This window comes from Aeromonas sp. HMWF015 (assembly GCF_963878965.1).
Taxonomy (GTDB): Bacteria; Pseudomonadota; Gammaproteobacteria; order Enterobacterales; family Aeromonadaceae; genus Aeromonas; species Aeromonas veronii.
This window is the reverse complement of sequence record NZ_CAWNZT010000340.1, coordinates 1-17,676: the sequence shown is the minus strand read 5'-3', so window position 1 is coordinate 17,676 and position 17,676 is coordinate 1. Positions and strand designations below refer to the sequence as shown.

11 protein-coding genes, 4 tRNA genes and 1 pseudogene are annotated in these 17,676 nt (G+C 59.0%); 11 read left to right on the top strand and 5 right to left on the bottom strand.

The window, feature by feature from the left end:
• Window positions 1-580 precede the first annotated feature (580 nt).
• Window positions 581-1,405: an abortive infection family protein gene (locus tag AACS18_RS16910; protein WP_181363310.1), complete on the bottom strand. Its 825-nt coding sequence runs from the start codon at window positions 1,403-1,405 to the stop codon at window positions 581-583.
• 183 nt (window positions 1,406-1,588) lie between these two features.
• Here AACS18_RS16910 and AACS18_RS16905 point away from each other — a divergent pair, with 183 nt between their 5' ends.
• The 11 genes and pseudogenes from AACS18_RS16905 (at window position 1,589) to AACS18_RS16855 (ending at window position 17,071) form a co-directional block, all read left to right on the top strand.
• Window positions 1,589-4,432 carry a tape measure protein gene (locus AACS18_RS16905; RefSeq protein WP_108612793.1) on the top strand — a complete coding sequence of 948 codons (2,844 nt, stop codon included), beginning with the start codon at window positions 1,589-1,591 and terminating at the stop codon, window positions 4,430-4,432.
• Complete coding sequence (locus AACS18_RS16900) at window positions 4,429-4,797, top strand: hypothetical protein (RefSeq protein WP_108612792.1); 369 nt, start codon at window positions 4,429-4,431, stop codon at window positions 4,795-4,797. The genes AACS18_RS16905 and AACS18_RS16900 overlap by 4 nt, the downstream gene beginning before the upstream one ends.
• Window positions 4,794-8,387, top strand: coding sequence for a curculin (mannose-binding) lectin protein (locus tag AACS18_RS16895; RefSeq protein ID WP_108612791.1), 3,594 nt, complete (start codon window positions 4,794-4,796; stop codon window positions 8,385-8,387). Before AACS18_RS16900 ends, AACS18_RS16895 begins: the two co-directional genes overlap by 4 nt.
• A 39-nt stretch (window positions 8,388-8,426) precedes the next feature.
• Window positions 8,427-9,626, top strand: coding sequence for a hypothetical protein (locus tag AACS18_RS16890; protein ID WP_108612790.1), 1,200 nt, complete (start codon window positions 8,427-8,429; stop codon window positions 9,624-9,626).
• 3 nt (window positions 9,627-9,629) lie between these two features.
• Window positions 9,630-11,210, top strand: a complete 1,581-nt coding sequence (locus tag AACS18_RS16885) for a hypothetical protein (RefSeq protein WP_108612789.1) — start codon at window positions 9,630-9,632, stop codon at window positions 11,208-11,210.
• Window positions 11,211-11,212: 2 nt separating this feature from the next.
• Window positions 11,213-11,617 (top strand): hypothetical protein, encoded by a 405-nt coding sequence (locus tag AACS18_RS16880; protein ID WP_108612788.1) that lies wholly within the window; start codon window positions 11,213-11,215, stop codon window positions 11,615-11,617.
• Between the two features lie 12 nt (window positions 11,618-11,629).
• On the top strand, window positions 11,630-13,579 hold the full coding sequence (locus tag AACS18_RS16875) for a hypothetical protein (RefSeq protein ID WP_108612787.1): 1,950 nt from the start codon (window positions 11,630-11,632) through the stop codon (window positions 13,577-13,579).
• Window positions 13,576-13,800 (top strand): hypothetical protein, encoded by a 225-nt coding sequence (locus AACS18_RS16870; protein ID WP_108612786.1) that lies wholly within the window; start codon window positions 13,576-13,578, stop codon window positions 13,798-13,800. The genes AACS18_RS16875 and AACS18_RS16870 overlap by 4 nt, the downstream gene beginning before the upstream one ends.
• Before the next feature lie 122 nt (window positions 13,801-13,922).
• A pseudogene (locus AACS18_RS16865) lies at window positions 13,923-14,312 on the top strand (AEC family transporter); the annotation flags it as partial.
• 175 nt (window positions 14,313-14,487) lie between these two features.
• On the top strand, window positions 14,488-14,952 hold the full coding sequence (locus AACS18_RS16860; RefSeq protein WP_108612785.1) for a hypothetical protein: 465 nt from the start codon (window positions 14,488-14,490) through the stop codon (window positions 14,950-14,952).
• A 283-nt stretch (window positions 14,953-15,235) separates the two neighbouring features.
• The gene (locus AACS18_RS16855) at window positions 15,236-17,071 is read left to right on the top strand and encodes a sigma 54-interacting transcriptional regulator (protein WP_108612784.1); all 1,836 of its coding nucleotides are present in this window, start codon (window positions 15,236-15,238) and stop codon (window positions 17,069-17,071) included.
• Between the two features lie 169 nt (window positions 17,072-17,240).
• Here AACS18_RS16855 and AACS18_RS16850 read toward each other — a convergent pair.
• The 4 genes from AACS18_RS16850 to AACS18_RS16835 form a co-directional block, all read right to left on the bottom strand.
• Window positions 17,241-17,317, bottom strand: a tRNA-Val gene (locus tag AACS18_RS16850).
• Window positions 17,318-17,335: 18 nt separating this feature from the next.
• Window positions 17,336-17,412: transfer RNA gene (locus AACS18_RS16845), tRNA-Val, on the bottom strand.
• Between the two features lie 12 nt (window positions 17,413-17,424).
• Window positions 17,425-17,501 (bottom strand) — tRNA-Val (locus tag AACS18_RS16840).
• A 25-nt stretch (window positions 17,502-17,526) separates the two neighbouring features.
• A tRNA-Val gene (locus AACS18_RS16835) sits at window positions 17,527-17,603 on the bottom strand.
• Window positions 17,604-17,676 lie beyond the last annotated feature (73 nt).

Here is a 17,676-nt window from a genome sequence, read left to right as displayed (position 1 = left end):
TGGTTGAGATGAGGCTGAAAGGGGAAGGATGGAGTTCTCTAACCACTGCCAGTCCAGAGGCGGAGTTCCCTCCTTAAACTTCTGGTATGGCACGCCATCCTTGATAGTCAGGAACAGGGTGCAAGGCGTATCGGCACGGCAGACATAGCGTACCATCACATCGCCATGGAGTGATCGCAGTAAATGTTTCAGGATCGGCAGCCCTTGTATGGTGTGGTGCCCCCCCTCATGCCAGACGCCAAATTGATGCATTCATGTTGTACCTTTGCTCAAGTGAATCTGAGTATCGATCGTCCAGGCCCACTTGCCACTGTCAGAAATGACAAGTTGTTGTGTTGCCATTGGGAGAGTGAGCAAATTGGTTGTGTCACGTTCCAGTCGGTTCACCAAGAAGGCGGTGGACTATATGAGCTGCAAACCTATCGAGCTCGAGCAGGGGCTGCAGCCATGTATGACAAGGCCGCCCCTTCTATGTGAGTCGTCAGGTGGCCGAGTGAAGAGGGGGGAATGAGAACTGTTGGGAAACCTGCTATTTTCTATAATCTTATCAGGTGTGAAGTTATTATTTTATTGTGTTAATTTAGCTTATAGCCCTACGCATACTATCTTGTACATATGTAAAAACAGTAAACATCGCATTAACTATTGCTGTTGCCTCTGGAACATCTAATAACTCGTTGACATGTGCAAGGCTTGCGTTATTTCTAAGAGTTGAAAAAGCATCAATGGAGACAGCAAAAGCATTAAGAACTCTTGTAATATCCTCTGCTCTATGCCCTGATGCCTGTAACGCTGGATGGTCTTTCCTTAGAGCTTTAAATGCTGTGGATGCAGAGGGGTTATTAGGCAGGTCAATTTGAGCATCTGAGCAAAGTGTTTTCAAATATCCATGAAGTGCTGTGTGTGCGCGATCAATAGCACTTGATGAATCTAGAGTTCCTATCAATGTTTTTGCATCTTCTAAAGCTCGTATAACGGTTGTGGATGTTGACTCGCACGGTGCAGGCACTGGAACACCACCTACTGTTCTGGTTAACTCGTTACCATTAATCTCAAAGGGATCTTGATTTTTTCTTAGGATCTGATTGATATGATTTACTGTTGGTACAGTTGCATCAAGCTGAGCTAGCTGGGTTAGAGAGTTATATACGGCTTCTATAAAGCTGGGGGCATCATTGGCGGCATCTTGTGCCCGAGAAACCATATCTGATTCAGCCCAGTCTAACGAAGAGCTGGGGGAGTAAGAACATCTAGATGCATGGCAAAAATTTTTTTTAAAGAGTTCTAAAATATATTTTCGGCTTTGAGGCCCTGAAACTCTACTTATAAGAGCCAGAAAATCGTCTAAGGATTGTTCACTAAGCGGTGTCGTAGCACCCATGGGAAACCTAAGTTCACTAGCCATCTGAAGGTGCATCTGCCTTACCTCATCTTGTTTGACAATGTTAAATCGCCGGAATAGTAACTGAGGGAGCATAACCAAAACGGTCATGAATTTCCTGTGAAACATCTCAGTAATTCGCCATAAACCCTCTCATTTTGTCATCCCTTTACCATGTGGCATATCTGAATCTGATCGGAATGCCCCATGTCCACCTCAACCACCCTCAAACTTGCCCTGGAGCTGGCGGCTAAAGTCACTGGCCGGGAAGACCTGGCCGCCTTGGCGGGTGAGGTGCAGGAGCTGGGCCCGATCTCGGATGAGACGGCCGCCGAAACGGCGCAACTGGTTGAAACCCTCGAAGCGTTAAGTCGCCAGCAGGCGTTGATCCAGCAGTTCAATGACTCAAAGACCGCCCTGACCCAGCTCGAACTGGCGACAGTGCTCAGCCGTGACAAGCTGGAGCAGTTGCGTCGCTCAAGCCAAGCAGGCGCCGGTGATGCCAAGGCGCTGGCCGAACAAGAGCGGTTGCTGACTTCCGAGGTCAAGCAGCTGGAGCGCCAGCTGGTCGCTCAGTCAGCCAGTCATACCCGCCTGCATGCAGGGCTCAAGCAGTCCGGGCTCGATACCAGGAACCTTGCCCAGGAACAGCAGCGCCTGCAGCGTGAGCTGACCAAAAGTGTCGCCCAGACCGAACGGTTGGGCCGCGAGCTCAGCCAGGGCAGTCAGCATGCTGGTGGTTTTCAAGGGGCCATCGGCAGTCTGACCGGGCGCCTGGTGGCGCTGGCAGGTACCTGGTTCGGTATCCAGACCCTCACCAGCCAACTGATGGCCATGTTCCAGACTGGCGATCAGGCCGAGCGCCTCGATGTGCAGCTCAAGGCGGTGATGGGGTCGATTGCCGGTGGCAAAGAGGCGTCAGCCTGGATCCAGGACTTTGCCAAGAACACCCCCCTGCAGCTCAGTGAAGTCACCCAGGTATTCGTGCGCCTCAAGGCGTTCGGCATCGACCCTATGGCGGGGGCCATGCAGGGCATTGTCGATCAGGCGTTCAAGTTGGGCGGCGGTTTTGAAGAGGTGCAGGGCATCTCCCTGGCCCTTGGCCAAGCCTGGGCCAAGCAGAAGCTGCAGGGTGAGGAGATCCTGCAGCTGATTGAGCGGGGCGTGCCGGTCTGGCAGATGCTGGAACAGGTGACCGGCAAGAATACCGCCGAGCTGCAGAAGCTCTCTGAGGCAGGCAAGCTGGGCCGCGAGACCATCTCTGCCCTGATGAACGAGATTGCCAGCCAATCGCGCGGTGCGGCTGCCGACAACATGAGTCTGCTCTCCGGGCTTATCTCCAATGCCCAGGACAACCTCGCCAAGTTTTACCGGATGGTGGCAGAGAGCGGGGCGCTGGCCTGGCTCAAAAACCAGCTGGCCAACCTTAACGCTGAATTCGACAGGATGGCCAATGATGGTCGCTTGCAGGAGTGGGCGCAGCGCCTCTCCGATGGCTTTATCTCCATGGGGGAAACCCTCAAGTCGCTGATCCAGACCCTCTATGAGTGGCGCACCGCGCTGACCGTGCTGGCCCAGGCTTGGTGGGGATTAAAAATTGCCAGCTGGATCGGCGAGCTGCGCGGTCTTTATGCCCAGTTTATCGCCATGCCGGTGGCGACAGCGACAGCAGCAGGGGGCATGACCACTGCGGGCACGGCAGCAGCCGGTGCTGCGATAGGGATCAGGGTACTGGGCGCAGCCGTCAAGGGGCTGCTGGCCGCCGTGGCAGTCGAGTCCATCATCCTGATCACCCAGTTCGCCTCCGCCCTGCGTCAGCTGGTGCAGGCTGAGCTGGCACTCCGGGAGGCGCAAGCGCTGCGCTCCGAGACTCAGGCCCGCCTCAATGGTCAGTTTGCCGCCCTGTCAACGGAGCTGGGTTTTGCCATCACCAGCATGGCGGATCTTGATCGCCTGGTCGCCGAGGGAAAGGTGCATTACGACGAGGCCACTGGAAGCTGGCGACAAGGCGCCGCCGCCGTTAAAGCGCTGGGGAATGAGGCCAAGAGTACCCGTGATTATCTGGCCGAGATCAATGCGGTGGCCAAGCAAACCGCAGCTGATGGCCCAGCCAAACTGGCTGAGGCGTTTAAGGTGCTCGGCCTCGATTTCGAGCAGGCCAATGGCCGTATCGGTGCGGGCTTTCAGAAGACCATCGGCGCCCTGGATGTGTTAGTGGCGCACACTGGCGCCAGTAGTGCCGCCATCGAGGAGGCGCTGGCCGCCGCTTACAACAGCGCCAAGACCACCGCCGAGATCGATGCGGTGATCGTGCGTCAGAAGCAACTGGCCGCCCAGGGCAAGATCACCGGGGATGCGCTGGCCCGCTCCATGGCCATCGCCGCCGATGCCATGGCCAAGGTGAAAGGGGGAAGTGGCGATACCAAGCAGGCCGTGGCAGCCATTGGTGATGGTTTTGACGAGGCCGCCGCACGGGCCAAAGGGGCCACCGATGCGATGCGAGCGGGGCTTAAAGGGGTACAGGATGAAGCCAAGCAGACGAATGCCAGCCTCATCAGTAGTGGCGGGGGCGGTGGTCGAGGTGATATCACCCGCACCGTGAACGCCGGTTCTTTCTACTACAAGAGCGTGGATATCAACAGCCTGCGCGGTAATGCCGAGGGGTTGGCCAATACCCTGGCCGGTGTGGAGGAGGAGCTGGCCCGCTACAGCCAGAAGGTCAAGGATATTCCGGCCTACAGCGAGTGGAGCAAGTATTACGGCGAGAAGTTCCAAAAAGAGATGGAGGCGATGCAGGCCCGCCTTAAAGAGGAGCTCAACAAAGCGTTGGCCAAAGAGAGTGCCAAAACCAATCAGGCCGCCGCCCAGCTACCAGTCCTAACTGCAGAGCCATCTACCCCCAGCACCAACACCCCAGGGACACGCAGGCCCTTGTCCGAGCGGATCACCATCGAGCTCAAAGGGGCAGGGGGCTCGGCCGAACTGCAGGCCGATGAGGCCAATGCGAATGCCCTGATTTCCCTTCTTAAGCAGCAAGGACTTCGCCAATGAACGTGACCTTAAACAGCGTGCTGCTGCCAGATGATCTGGTCTGGCGCGATGAGTTCGAGTGGGCGCCGGTCGAGCAGGTGGTGACCCCGACCCTGAGCGGCGCCCTGTTGGTGGAGGAGACCGCCAAGCCCGAGGGACGGCCGCTGACCCTGAGCGGGCATTGCTCCCGCGCTAAGGTGCAGGAGATCAAGGTGCTAGAGGCGCAGGTGGCCCAGCTGATGACGTTGACCCTGCTCGATGGTGTGGCCCGCACCGTGGTGTGGCGCCGCCCTGGCGTGGTGGCGACCCCACTGGTCGAGATGGCAGACCCGGAAGGGGGCGACCCCTATGCCTTGACCCTGAATCTCACAGAGGTAACCCCATGACCATTCTCTCTGGCGATATTGTGCTGTTGGCCAGCCAGCGCCTGGTTGATACCGATGATGGCGGTGGTCGCATCACTGGCCGCGAGATCATCAGCGGTAACCATAACAGCATGTTTCCCGATATCAGCGACATGGATCGGGCCTATGGCACCGTGAATATGCGCAAGGCGTTTCTGGCGGTGCAGACGGACGACACCGACACCTACTATGGCGCCAATGCCATGGTATTGCTGCCACCCAGTGACCCCAGCGTCAACCTGACGCTGATGACCACCAAAGACCACAACGACACCCGCGATAACGCCCGCAACACCCTGGAGCGCTATCAGGCCAGAGGCCCGAAGTGGCAGGGGGTGCTCTACGATACCCAGCTGGAAGGGCAGCGGGCGATCCGCATCCTGCAACGGATTGAGGTGCGGTTGCCGGAGATCGGGGAGGTGCTGGTGCTGGTCGGCAACGAAGGGAAGGGGAACGAGGTTGAGCAGTATGTGCGGGTTGACCGGGTAACCGCCGAGCTGCGCAAGTTCGGTGTGGCTGGCTACCAGGGTGAGTTCACCCGCAACGTGGTCACCTGCGTGATCACTGACCCGCTGCGCCACACCTTTGAAGGGGAGCAGCCCAGCCCCTATGACCAGGCAACCACCAAGACCACCCTGCGGGAAACCGTGGTGGCCGATGCCGCCAACTACTTTTCGACCACCAAGCTGGTCGCGGATGCGGCGCTGGGTGCAATGCGGGTGCAGGCCAAGACCATTTTCACCCAGCTGGTACCCAGTGCCCGCAGTGAAACTCCGGTGGTGGATCTGACCGCTGCCGGTGAGCTGGGCGCCTTGCTGGAATCCGGGGTGGGCAGCCCCCACACCTTCACCACCACCTCACCGGTCAGCCCTAGTCAGGGGTTGTTCCTGGGGATTGGTGCCATGCCGGGCAGCGTATCGGTCACCATCGGCGCGGCGGTGATCACCGACAAGGGCGGCGAGCTGTTCCTGGTCGGTACCGTGGTGGGGGCTATCGACTATGGGCGCGGCCTGCTGACCTTCAACAGCCAGTGCCCGAACTATGGCGCGGCCAGCAAAACCGTGAGCTTTCGCCCGGCAGTGATGCCATCGCGCATCGCTGACACGGCCCAGATCCAGATCGCCGCCAACAACCGGGGCTATGCCTACACCGCGACCCTGTTGCCCACCCCTTGCCCCGGTTCGCTGACTGTCAGCTATCTGGCCCAGGGCAAATGGTACGACCTGAAAGACAACGGGCGCGGGGAGTTGTTTGGCCAGGACAAATCCTATGGCTCTGGCCTGCTCAACTTCACCACCGGCTCTGTGGTGCTGACCCTGGGGGCGCTGCCGGATGTGAACAGCGCGATCATGTTCAGCTGGGGTACCAAGGTCTCTTACCTCAACCGTGCCAGCATGGTGCTGGATCCGGTGCAGCTGACCCATAAGCTGGCCCATGAGGGGATCACCCCCAACAGCCTGACCCTGACCTGGCAAGCCGGTGGCGCGACCAAAACCGCCATCGACAACGGGGCGGGCCAGCTGACCGGCGATGCCACCGGCACCATCAATTATGTGACCGGCGATCTGGCCCTGCGGGTGGCAACCCTGCCAGATGGCGGCCAGGAGTACCAGGTTGTTTACCAGTACGGCGACCCGGATACCCAACGCTTTGACTACCCGGCCCGCAACCCGGATGGGACGATCACCCTGCAGCTGACCAAGCAGAACCTGACCCCCAGAATGGTCTCGGTGCGCTGGAATGCCCTTTATGAGGATGTGAAGGACGACACCGAACTGGTGATCGCTACCCGTGACCCGATCATCAGTGTGCGCGACAACGGCGCGGGCAAGCTGCTGGATGCGGCAGGGGTTGAACGGGGCACCGTCAACTACACCACCGGCCAGATCACCATCAAGCCGGATGGCCAGGGCGGCATTCCGAAAACCCGCTATGAGTGGCGCACCATCGGCACCTATGGCGATGGTCACGGCAACACCATTGCCCGCCAGCGCTGGACGTTGGTTGAAATCTACTATGTGCAGGCCGCCTACCTGTTCCCGGTGGACGACAGTGGTTGGGTCGAGGTGGAGTACCGCAGCAACAATGCAAGCCAAGCGGGCCAAGATACCGTGAAGGCCACCCCGCTGGTGCTGGATATCACCCCGCGCAACGGCGAGGCGATCTTGGCCAACTCAGTGCGCTTTGTCCTGGGTGGGTCGGTCTATGTGGACAGGCAGGGGATCCTCTATCGCAACATCGACCCCGCCACCGGAGCCGGTGAGCAGGCCGGGACACTGGATTACGCTACCGGCAAGGCGACTGTCACGGTCTGGAACCCAGGCGCGGCGCCCGTACCTGCCCTGAGTTCGCTGGTCACCAGCCTGGTGGCCCAGACGGTGGACGAGGTGACATTCAGAACGCCGGGGGCCCCCATTGCGCCATCCAGCCTCTACCTGAGTGGCAACACCGCAGACGGGCGCCGGTTCGAGGTGACCGCCAACGGCGATGGCACCATCACCAGCACGGATGTAACTGGCAAGGTGGACTATCAGACTGGGGTGGTATCGGTGCGCTTTGGCCGCCTGGTGACGGCGGCGGGCAATGAGGGTCAACCCTGGTATGACCCCGATAGGGTGGTCGATGGCAAGATCTGGCGCCCCTTGTCGGTGGTGGCTGACACCATCCGGTTTAATGCGGTGGTCTATAGCTATCTGCCGCTCGATGCGGATCTGATCAAGCTGGATCCGGTGCGCCTGCCATCCGATGGCCGGGTGCCCTTCATTCGCAAGGGGTACATAGTGGTGGTGCATTCCACCCAGCGCAGCGCCTTCCCCATGGGGGTACAGGCCGGGCAGCAGCTCAGCACCGGGCGCGAACGGCTGGCCTATTGCCGGGTAGAGGACAAGAACGGCAAGGAGCTGGCGCCGCAGCTCTACAGCGTCAACATGAGCAGCGGGATGGTGACCTTGGCCACCCCGCTGAACCTAACCGGCTATGTGGAGCCGCTAACCGTGGTTCATCGGATTGAGGATATGAGCCTGGCCACTGATGTGGAGATCTCGGGCCGCATCACCCTGGCTCGGCCCCTCAGTCACAACTATGAGGCGGCAGATACTCTGGTATCCAGCGCCCTGATCATCGGTGACCTGTGGGCCCGCTATGGGGCGCTGTTCGACCAACGCACCTGGACAAATAACTGGTCTGATTTTTTGATTGGCGACCCCTGTACGGCGGAATACAACGACACGGACTTCCCGATCGTGGTGACCAACCGGGCGACCCTGCAAGAGCGCTGGGCCATCATCTTCCAGAGCACCACCACGTTTATTTTGGTCGGCGAGCATGTGGGCCAAATTGCGGTGGGGGACGTGAATACCGACTTTGCCCCCATCAACCCCAACAACGGCCAGCCCTATTTCAGGCTTGACCGGCGCGGTTGGGGGGCAGGCTGGGCAGCTGGCAACGTGCTGCGCTTCAATACCTACGCCGCCAATTACCCGATCTGGTTTATCCGCACCATCTTGCAGTCGGTGGCAGCGGTGGATACCGACCGTTTCGAGGCCCAGCTCAGGGGCAACGTCAACCGTTAACCGGTGAGGCGTTGCGCCTTGCCCGTGGAGAGAAAAGTGATGGCTGAATACAAGGTCAAATGGTTTGCAAGCGAGATGCAGGGCGCACCTAGTCTGGGCGATACCGCAGAGGGCGCCCTGGCGGCGCTGCTCAAGGCGGTACTGGTCACCGGCTTTGGCACCCTGACCATCAACGCGCTGGCTTTCGATGCCGCCAAGGGGTGGGCGGTTGCGACCTTTACCGGGGGGCATACCTATCTGCAAGACTCAGTTGTTCAGGTCGAGGGGGTATCCCCTGCCGCCTACAACGGCGAGCATCGGGTGATGCAGGTCACGGCCACTCAGGTCTGGTTTGAGCTGGATGGCGGCAACCCCGGCGCTGCCGGTTCTGGCGCAGCCATGACCATGAAGGTGGCGCCGCTGGGCTGGACGATCACCCATGAGAGCGGTGACGGCAAGATCTTTATCGTGCGCCCCACCAACGTCAGTGAGTCGGGTAATGTCAGCCTGCGCATCGACAATTCGGCGTTTACGGGGTGGATGGGGCCAAACTATTTCAATTATCTGGCCAAGGTGGCGATGGTTGAGGATGTGGTGGATATCAACAGTTACACCAATATTGGGGAGTGGCGCTGGCCTTGTACCGGGCGCTTTTCCAACCGGCGTTGGGATCTGGTGGGTGATAGCCAGCTGTTTTACTTCATGCCTGCTTATGCGGCAGGTAACTACCAGTTTATGTATAGCTTTGGCTATATCCGTTCGGTTCGGCCAGGCGACCGCTATCATGCCGTGATTAACATCTATCCGACTACCAATGCCAATGAGCAGGGGCGTAACTGGCAACAGGGTTCGTCTAGTTGGGCGGTTTGGGGCAACCTGTATCCCAATTTTGACAACGCTAGCCACCGGATAATTGCCCGGCCATATCACCAGCTATTCGGAGCCACCAACTGGTTTATTAAAGGGCTGTTTGGCCGATTCGGTAACGGTTTGAACATCCCCAACGGCCCGGACAACGGTTTCTATGTGACCCAGGATCCCACCATGGTGATCGAGAGTGGCAACCACCTGCGTGGGTACTTGCCCGGTTTGGTGTGCCCGTTTGCAACCATAGGTGCATGGGACAGAAAGAACTTCAAAGACCTGCCTGCCATGCCTGGCAAGTTGTTGCGGTTTGTCAGGGTGGGGTTTCAGGAAGATAACTATACCGCTGGGCAGACCTGCCTGATGGGCTTTGACCTGACTGGGCCCTGGAGGTAAGCCATGGCGACGTTCTTGCCGTCAAAAGGGTGGCTGATGTTATCGGCCGCCCAGACCATTACCTACGATGCCGCGCTTGATGTAACCGCGACCAGCGGGGCGGAATGGGCCGACTGGTTTGGCGATACCGCCGATATCGGGTTGTTCCGTTATGCCTATAACAAGAGCAGTGCCGCTGATACCGGCGTATGGGGTGGGTCTGTCCCGTTCAAGCCCATTGGGTATCGGTTGAAGATTGGGGCATCCAACGCCTGCTGGACTAACGACCTGTGTGATATGGATCTGGAGTTTCTGGATGCGGCGGGCAATGTGGTCGCCGCCCTTCGCACCCGCACAGATGGTACCTATCGCAGCGGGCTATGGTACGGCCCAAGCCTTGCCAGCCTGACCAAAGCCACCCAGCGAGATGCATACCCGCGCACCTATGGTGAGCTGACCTTTACCCCAACCAGCCTGATTTACACCGATGATGGCGGTCAGCATCGCAATCAGTCATTTACCCTGACCTGCAATATGGCGGTGGTGACGACCCTGCGTTTTAGCAATATGCGCTCCTACGAGACCTATACAGGTGGCAACGGTTGCCGTGCTGAAACCTATTTGCGCATTGCAGGCGGGCCACCTGGGTTTAATGGGGACTTTGCGGCGCTAACGGCAGAGCAGTACACCGCGTTGCAGCCGGATCTGGTATTGCCAGCCAGTGCGGCTATTGAACATCAATCAGGGGTCGGGTTGGTCGCTTCTGGCACTGCACCATCCTACGTCTTGGCCAGGGGGATTTTGCCTGGTCAGACTGGGGTCCTGTTTGATGCGACTGGCGCTGTGGTTGCCAAATTGGCCTACTTCAATGGTATGGCGGTGCTGACGGTCGGCGGGGTGACCACTCAAGGGCCAGCTGATGCGCCCTATCTCGGCTTGGCTGCTATCAATGGGCAGGTGTTTGGCTACTACCAGACCAAGGTGTTTACCCGCTCAACGCAATTCATTGCCTCATCGCAATACAAGATATGGATAGAGCTGCAACCGGGAGACCGCCTGGCCAGGATAGGGACTGAATTTGTCCCACTCCAGGTCGAGTTTACCTATGTGCTGTTCACCACCCCGATGACCGTTACCGTGGCCAACCAGGAGACCCGCGCCCAGTTCCTGCCGCAAGATGTGGCGTGGAAAGGGAAACCGTCGTTTTATCCTGGGCCGTTGAGTATCCAGCAGATGAACCAGCGAGTGATCTGCAAGGGGCGGGATTACTTCTGGATCCGCGATGGGGTGCGCAACGTGGAGCAGGGGTTTATTGAAAGCACGGTGACCATCAGCGGGATGGGGGTGCGGCGCCGGGTGCTCTGCTTCACCCAGGATGGCGAACTGGTTGGCGAGACCTACAGCCGCGCAGCGGATGGGGTCTATCGGTTCGATCTGTTGTGGCTGAATCGCCGTTATATGGTGGTCGCCCAGGATGACCCGGCATATGGCCCCGCCGACTACAACGCCGTAGCCGCTGACTATCAGGCGCCAAAACCCTACCCGCCTGGTGGTGGCGTGGCGCCGGCGCCGTTCCCCATGATTGCCCCGCTCAAGAGGAAATAACCATGATCTCCTATGCCGAAAGGCTGCGCACCAGTCGCGCCCAGCTATTGGCCACGGCCATTGATACGGGCAGCGGGGCCAGTGCCAAGCTGACCATCTATACCGGCACCAAACCAGCACCGGGGGCGGCCACGACTGACCAACTTGCTCTGGTGGCGCTGACGTTCAGCCACCCTTGCGCCAAGACGATCGCTGGTGGGGTGCTGACCCTGAAACCCCTGGCCGAGCAGATGGCCACCGCCAGCGTAGCTCCCACCTGGGGACGCATTGTTGACCGGGATGGAGCCTTTGTGGCGGATCTCGATGTCGGGGTGCCGGGCAGCGGCGCCGATCTGGAGCTGCCCGCAGCGGAGTTTTTTGCCGGTGCGCTGATCCGCATTAATACCGCCACCATCACTGAACCGTAACCGGGGGGCCATATGGCCAGAAAGGATGCCAGCCTAGCGCTGCGTAAGGCTCGCAGCATCAATGGCCAGCTGGAGCTGAACCAGTCCGACGTGGTGCGCCTGGTAGGCATCCTGAATAGTACCAACTTGCCGCCACGCCTGAGTGTGTCACCGGGTCTGGTGTTGTCATCGGTATTGGCTGGTGCCCCGCATCGTTCCAGCGTGATGCTGGGCGGCTCAGTGGTGCTTGATGCGGTGCTTGCCAGCCACACCCATAGTCATGGGGAGCTGGTCGGCGCGTTAGTCATTGAATGCACTATGGCCATCATATCCCGCGCCCCGCTGCCGGTGATCGCCGGGGAGTATGACCAGAACGTATTCCGGGGCCCTGCCAGTGCAATGGGGGATGTTTGGGATCGGGCTGATCGCCATTCCCAGGCCCTCAGTAGCGAATGGCAGAAGGCAGGCACCGAGCAGGCAACCAGCCGCTCCCTGTGGCAACAGGCCGCCGCGCATCAGCAGCAGGTGGCTGAGCTGGGCGAGCAGATGCCCCAGACGTTCATGGCCAATCAACAACGCTTTGCCGAGGGGCTGCCGGTCAGCCAGCAGAACCGTCAGGGCTATGACAGCCTGGCCGCTGGCCATGTGGTGAATCAGTCCCTGTGGGTTGAGGCGGCGCCGGTCAGCCGCTGGCGCCTGGTCGGGTTCACCAACCCGCCGCGCTTTGACAAGGCTTGGCTGGCTGACCAGTGGCAAGAAGGCATCCCCATCGGTAAAGGGGTGGCCGCCCAAGTCTGGCACCACGGCAAGCCGCTGATAGAGGGCTGGCGTGATGGCTGGGACGAGGCCATGTGGCCATCCAAGGGCAAGACGCCGCCGCCAGAACCACCCAAGCCACCGATTCGCCCCGATAAGCGGGTGCTGCGTTTGGCGTTCGGTCGCAAGCGCGACACGGCAGAGCTGGAGTTTGTGTGGCACGGCAGTGATGCGGCAATCGTCATTCCAACCCGGAGGGTTTATCTGGTGAGCAATACAGCAAAGATCGTGCGGGTACGCGATGGGATCGATATCCCGGCCACTGCAGTGAGTATCGAACTCGACACCGATTCCTGGGCGTGGCAGTTCAGCGCTCAAATCCCCCGTATCGCGGCGGCTGCGTTGACCGATGAAGAAGAGGTCAGCATTCATATCAACGGTCAGCAATGGGACTGCGTGTGCGATGGCTGGCAATCGAGCCAGAGCTTTGGCCGCGAGTCGGCAACGCTGACCGGCCGCTCGCGTACCGCTTATCTCTCACCGACCCATGTATTGGCACAGGCGGTGAGTGAGCGTGCTGCAGCGACCATGGCCCAGCTGGCGGCCGCCGTATTGCCGGTGGGTTGGACGCTGGATTGGCAAGCGGCTGACTGGTTGGTGCCTGCCGGGTACTTTAGCCTGGACAACCAGACCCCGATCGAGGTGGTCAGGTACCTGGCCGAGGCGGCCGGTGGTTTTGTGTTGCCACACCAGCGCAACCGCCATCTGGTCATCAAACCGCGTTACCCCACAGTGCCATGGCAGCTTGATACTGCAGAGGCCGATGTGGCGATCCCCCGCGCCATCATTACTACCCTGGGCAGTGACTTCCAGCCGGGTCATGCTGCCAACGGGATCTGGGTGACTGGAGGCCATCAGGGCATCAGTGCGCGGGTGGTACGCCAGGGGACGGCTGGCGAGCAACAAGCGCCGACCATTACCCACCCGCTGGTATGTGATGTGACGGCCGCCCGTGCCCAGGGTGTGGTGGGGCTGGCCAAGACCATGCCCAAGCGTACCCAGACCATCGAGCTGCCGTTGTCAGCTGATACCGGCTTGATCCTGCCGGGTGCGCTGCTCGCCGTGGACGGTTGGAAGGGTTACAACCGGGGCGTCAGGGTCTCTGCTGCGCTGCAGAACAGGGCCATGACGGTGCGCCAGCAACTGAGTGTGGAGCGATTTGTATGAACCTGTTTAAGCGATTCCTGGAGCTGGTACCGGGCGTTGATCCCTTGCTGGTCGGTACCGTGACCGCAGTAGGTACCACGACCACCACTCTCACCGCGTTGGCGGGTGGAACGGTCACAGTACGGGGCACTGGGGTAGCCATCGGCAAGAAGGCGTTTTACAGGGGACGGGAGCTGGCAGGAGAGGCGCCGGATTTACCGACCTATGAGATAGAGGTTTAATGGCGGTTTAACGGGGTTATCAAACTCAGTGATTCCGGTGCCACCAAGTTTGATAAACTACTGGGCCGGTAGCTTTTCATTTTCCCCGTAACTCTTTTTCATTTTCGGCGGCGGGCTACACCAACCTGCACATTACGCTGCCGGAATATGTGGTGACCACGGCCTCGCTGCTCGGCCAGATCTCGGTGCCCCTGATGCTCTTTGCGCTGGGTATTCGCCTGATGGAGGGAGAACTCGATCACCTTGGCCTCGCGCTCAAGTGCAACCTGCTCTATCTGCTGGCGGGGGGATTGTCGCTGCTGCTGGCGATCTGGCTGTTGCCGCTCAAGACGGAGTGGATCCCGCTGTTGATGTTGTCGGTTTCCTTGCCCCCTGCGGTGTTGAATTACATGCTCTGCGAGCAGTATCACTGTCAGCCGGACAAGGTGGCCAGTATCGTGCTCGGCGGCAATGCCCTCTCTGTGCTGGTGATCCCGCTGGCGGTCTGGCTGGCACTTCATCTGCCCGGCTAAGTCAGATTGCATCGCTGCGGCTCTTCTCGTGGAAACGGTTCGTACCAAATCATTGCCTCCGTGATACATCTGTCGTCCCCGTATCCGGCCCTGAGCCCCAGGGCTAACGGCGACAGCTATAGTATGAAAAAGAGCTGACTGACACTGTTTAACCAATGCCAGTGAGGGAAACCGGATGGGCACAAGTGAGCAATCTGATCCTGTGGGGCAGGCAAAATCGCGCTATGACGCGGCATTGCCTACCGGTTATGACTGGCGCAGACACCGCCGTTTTATCCTCAGTGGCGGTGGTTACAAGGCAGAATGCAGCCGTCGCAACTGGTTTTTGGAGTTGCTCAACCCGGTGCCCTATGTGGTAGTGCGCGACATAGCCATCGGCGGCATCGGTATTCTGGGGGCCATACGGTTGAAAGAGGGGGATGAGCTGGTGATTGCCATTCCCTCTGGCGAGAAACTGCGCGGTCTGGTCGTGAGATCCCAGCCAGACCCACTCTTTCCCAAACTCTATCGCACCGGTATTCGTCTGCATCGTTATCCAACGGCTGAGCTGTTTGCCCGCTGGCAAAGTTACATTCAGCCGCAAGATAAAGCGGATTTCGACCATGAGTGCCAAGTCTTGAAACAGGTACGCGGCGCGTGAGCCAGATGCCATTTCAGTGGCTGTTTTCCCCACCTTCAGCATGATTTGTCGATGGATTCCGCAGATCAGCAGGCTTGGCTGTCCCGAGTGGTTTATCTTGCTGCATGTGTTTTCATCTTCATGTTTTTATTGAATTTTATCTGTGCCTCTGAAGTCACGGAGGATACGGATCATTTTCCCTTTTCGTGATCCCCCCCGAAGTAGTTCCCCCTGATATCCCTTAGTATCTGGCCAGCATGACTCCCTTTCGGGGGAGGATAACAAGAACAAAAAGGAATGATGGATGAGATCCGTGAGCAACCAGTGTCTGTTGATGCAGATCCAGCCGACCATCTTGCGCTTTGCCAAGATGCTGGCGAGTGTGCTGCAGCTTGAGGTCGAAATTGTGGATGCCGATATGGTTCGGGTGGCTGGCACCGGGCCCTATGGCAAGTTCTTCGGACGTCAGCTGGAGGGCGACTCCCGCCTGCTGCGCTATGTGATTGATAACCAGCGGGAGAAGATCGTTACCCACACCAGTGATGATCCCGTGTGTGACGGTTGTACCTGCAAGGAGAGCTGCCGTGAGCGCGCCTTCCTCGGGGTGCCCATCATGGTGGACGAGCGCTGCATCGGGGTGATCAGTTTGGTGGCTTTCAGCGACGAGCAGCAGGCGCGCCTCAACAACAATCTGCAGGATGTGTGCGACTATGTGCGCCACATCTCCACCATCTTTGTGGCCAAGTTGCTCGATTCGCGCGGGCTGTCGGACGGGGTCAACAAGGTGTTCCTCAATCTGATGACCAACATGGATCAGGGCTGCCTGCTGCTAGATGACAAGAGTCAACTGCTCTACGCCAACGAGGCGGCGCTCCATCATCTGGGTTGCCAGCAGGAACAGCTGCAGGGGCGCGAAGTGGGGATCCGCCCGCTCACCTTCTCCCAGCAGGGGCTGAGTGGTCATCTTCAGCACATCATCACCTTTGAAGGTCGTCAGGAGCTGATCATCGGCCAGCTACATCATGTGCAGGGCCAGCAGCTCTTTCTGATGGCGTTTCACCAGTCCCACTCCGGTCAGGTTCAGGAGCCGGATCCGGATGTGCGGATCGATCAGCTGATCGGCGAGAGCAAGCCGATGCGCACCCTCAAGCGACTGCTGCACCGCATCGCCCAGAGCCCCTCCAGCGTGCTGATTTGTGGCGAGAGCGGCACCGGTAAAGAGGTGGTGGCCCGCGCTGTCCATCGCCTGAGTCCCCGTCAGGACAAGCCTTTTATTGCCATCAACTGTGCCGCCATTCCCGAACAACTGCTGGAGAGCGAGCTGTTTGGCTATGTGAAGGGCTCCTTTACCGGTGCTTCCAGCGGTGGCAAACAGGGCCTGATCCAGGCGGCCCATCAGGGCACCCTGTTCCTTGACGAGATTGGCGACATGCCGCTCACCATGCAGGCCAAGCTGCTGCGGGTGCTGGAGCTGCGGGAGGTGACCCCCATCGGGGCCAGCCGACCGGTGCCGGTGGATATTCGCATCATCGCCGCTACTCACCAGCATCTCGATCAATACATCGCCGAAGGGAAGTTTCGTGAAGATCTCTACTATCGCATCAACGTCATCCCCCTCAACCTGCCGCCGCTGCGGGAGCGGGAAGGGGACGTGGAGCTGCTGACCCACTACTTCCTCAACCTCCACACCAGCCGGATCGGCATCGTCTATCCCGGTCTGGCTCCCGAGGTGATGGCGCTGCTCAAGGGGTATCGCTGGCCGGGCAATGTGCGCGAGCTCAGCAACCTCATCGAATATCTGGTCAACGTCAGCCAGGCGGGCGAGGTGATTGACGCCAGCCTGCTGCCCCCCAACATCATCCGCAATCAGGAGCCCCATCGCGTTGCGGCCCAGTCGATCCCGGTGACCAACCTGGATGCGGCGTTCAATGTACCTGCCACAGCGCCGCGTGCCACCATGCTGGAGAAACTGCCTGAACCCGTACCGGGTGAGAGCGGCCTTGAGAGCATGGAAAAACAGATGATTGAAGAGACCCTGCAGCGGCTCGGCAACAAAAAACTGGCCGCACAGGCGCTGGGGATTGGGATTGCCACCCTCTATCGCAAGATAAAGAAGTACGAGATTGCCGTGCAGAGCTGAGGCGCTGGCGGCATCGATCTGGCCCGTGTCGTTTATCGGATGGCACGGGTTTTTTATGGGAACAAGGTTCTGCGCCATTGCCGAATTGTGCTGAACGGATTGGCGGGGCAGGGGAGTGGCTGCATGGCAGAATGCAAAAAGCCCGCTCTATGAGCGGGCTTTTTTAATCTGGTGCGTCCTAGTGGATTCGAACCACCGACCCCCACCATGTCAAGGTGATGCTCTAACCAGCTGAGCTAAGGACGCATAATCAGTGTTCTGTAATGGTGCGTCCTAGTGGATTCGAACCACCGACCCCCACCATGTCAAGGTGGTGCTCTAACCAGCTGAGCTAAGGACGCATCACAGAAAAGTGGTGGGTTTAATTGGATTCGAACCAACGACCCCTACCATGTCAAGGTAGTGCTCTAACCAACTGAGCTATAAACCCACATCTGCATTTCTTTCAAACTGAATGGTGCGTCCTAGTGGATTCGAACCACCGACCCCCACCATGTCAAGGTGATGCTCTAACCAGCTGAGCTAAGGACGCAGGGTGCGCAATGCGACTTTTATTTCTTTATGCAGAAGTGGTGGGTTTAATTGGATTCGAACCAACGACCCCT

Coding starts and splice junctions, on each gene's coding strand:
- AACS18_RS16910 (WP_181363310.1), bottom strand. CDS start 1,405: ATGGCTAGTGAACTTAGGTTTCCCATGGGTGCTACGACACCGCTTAGT.
- AACS18_RS16905 (WP_108612793.1), top strand. CDS start 1,589: ATGTCCACCTCAACCACCCTCAAACTTGCCCTGGAGCTGGCGGCTAAA.
- AACS18_RS16900 (WP_108612792.1), top strand. CDS start 4,429: ATGAACGTGACCTTAAACAGCGTGCTGCTGCCAGATGATCTGGTCTGG.
- AACS18_RS16895 (WP_108612791.1), top strand. CDS start 4,794: ATGACCATTCTCTCTGGCGATATTGTGCTGTTGGCCAGCCAGCGCCTG.
- AACS18_RS16890 (WP_108612790.1), top strand. CDS start 8,427: ATGGCTGAATACAAGGTCAAATGGTTTGCAAGCGAGATGCAGGGCGCA.
- AACS18_RS16885 (WP_108612789.1), top strand. CDS start 9,630: ATGGCGACGTTCTTGCCGTCAAAAGGGTGGCTGATGTTATCGGCCGCC.
- AACS18_RS16880 (WP_108612788.1), top strand. CDS start 11,213: ATGATCTCCTATGCCGAAAGGCTGCGCACCAGTCGCGCCCAGCTATTG.
- AACS18_RS16875 (WP_108612787.1), top strand. CDS start 11,630: ATGGCCAGAAAGGATGCCAGCCTAGCGCTGCGTAAGGCTCGCAGCATC.
- AACS18_RS16870 (WP_108612786.1), top strand. CDS start 13,576: ATGAACCTGTTTAAGCGATTCCTGGAGCTGGTACCGGGCGTTGATCCC.
- AACS18_RS16860 (WP_108612785.1), top strand. CDS start 14,488: ATGGGCACAAGTGAGCAATCTGATCCTGTGGGGCAGGCAAAATCGCGC.
- AACS18_RS16855 (WP_108612784.1), top strand. CDS start 15,236: ATGAGATCCGTGAGCAACCAGTGTCTGTTGATGCAGATCCAGCCGACC.